At 56.4% G+C, this 1,132-nt stretch carries 1 protein-coding gene; it reads left to right on the top strand.

Annotation, left to right across the window (positions count from 1 at the left end; genetic code table 11):
• Positions 1-149: 149 nt before the first annotated feature.
• A complete protein-coding gene (locus AAFO90_RS24910) occupies positions 150-668 on the top strand; it encodes a hypothetical protein (protein ID WP_347511194.1) in 519 nt (172 codons plus the stop codon).
• Positions 669-1,132 lie beyond the last annotated feature (464 nt).

The following is a 1,132-nucleotide window of genomic DNA, read 5'->3' as shown; positions in this document are numbered from 1 at the left end:
CCCTCACGGGCATGCTGGCTGCGGGTGAGTTCGGTCCAGGCCATCGTGGTCTCCGTTCAGTGTCGTACCCGAACAGAAACACAACCTCCTGAACTCACTCAATTAGTTTCAAATCGGGCTCTTAGCGCGATGCGATGGCGGAACCTGAAATGTCAGGAGCGATCAATTGGCGCAGCGAACAAGGAACGCACACAAGTGACAATCGCGATCATTGCGGTGTCGGGTTGCGTGAAGACGCTACCTTGTGCATTGTCCTCGATGGCTCGTCCTCCGGTGACAACAGCGGAGAGTTCGCGCGCCAGATCGCGCACAAGCTGATTGAATGGTTTGTCGTGGCGGGTGAAGTGACACCCGAGACCATCATCGCCCAGCTACGGTGCATCCACACTGATCTACGGTCTGATTTCCGGAGAGACTCGGCGAGCTTTGTGATCGCGCATATTAAGGCCGACGGTGTCCGCCTCCTGCACGTCGGCGACTGCCTGGCGGGCGTTCGTGTCGGATCGTCGCCCATAGAATGGCGGACAATCCCCCACACATTGGCGAACGCGACAGAACAGGTGTCGATCGAGGACCTTGCCCGATCGCCCCTGCGCAACCGTATCACACGGAGCTTTCGAAGTCGGGAGTTTATGGAGCCCGAAGTGTCGGTGGTCTTCCCCCACTGAAGTGGTCCTCCGCTATGTTTAGGAAAGGCGCGGCCATTCTTGCCGACGCGGCGGTGTGAGTAGATCGGCTTGCTTCCGTCGATGGCGACGAAGGCCGCCAGAATCACGATGAGGGGCAGAGCTAGTGGCAGGAGCAGGAAAGCGCCGACGATGTCGAAGCACCTTTTGCCCCACAGCGCATAGAGATGGGTCGGCGTCGTTCGACCGAGTTTTCCGATAGGATTGGTGCCTACGGCGGGGGCATAACTCGTATTCGAATAGCTGAAATAGTTCTTGTCTTTGGGTACGCGAAACATAATACATCTCCCCTTGGCGAGGAATTGTACTTCCAACGCCAACTAAAGCGGTTCCAGCTTTCATTGAATCAAAGGGGATTCACAGCGGGCTATTTTTCTGATTCATCCTGTTCAGGAGGATCAGATCATGCCCAACCCGCTTTCTGCCGATATTCGAGCCCGTTTTGA

The organism is Phaeobacter sp. CAU 1743, from assembly GCF_039839315.1.
Classification (GTDB): domain Bacteria; phylum Pseudomonadota; class Alphaproteobacteria; order Rhodobacterales; family Rhodobacteraceae; genus Phycobacter; species Phycobacter gallaeciensis_A.
The sequence above is the reverse complement of the archived record's forward strand: the minus strand, read 5'-3'. Positions and strand labels throughout refer to the sequence as shown.

What these genes read in the sequence shown, in the direction of transcription:
- AAFO90_RS24910 (WP_347511194.1), top strand. Translation starts at nt 150, where the DNA reads ATGTCAGGAGCGATCAATTGGCGCAGCGAACAAGGAACGCACACAAGT.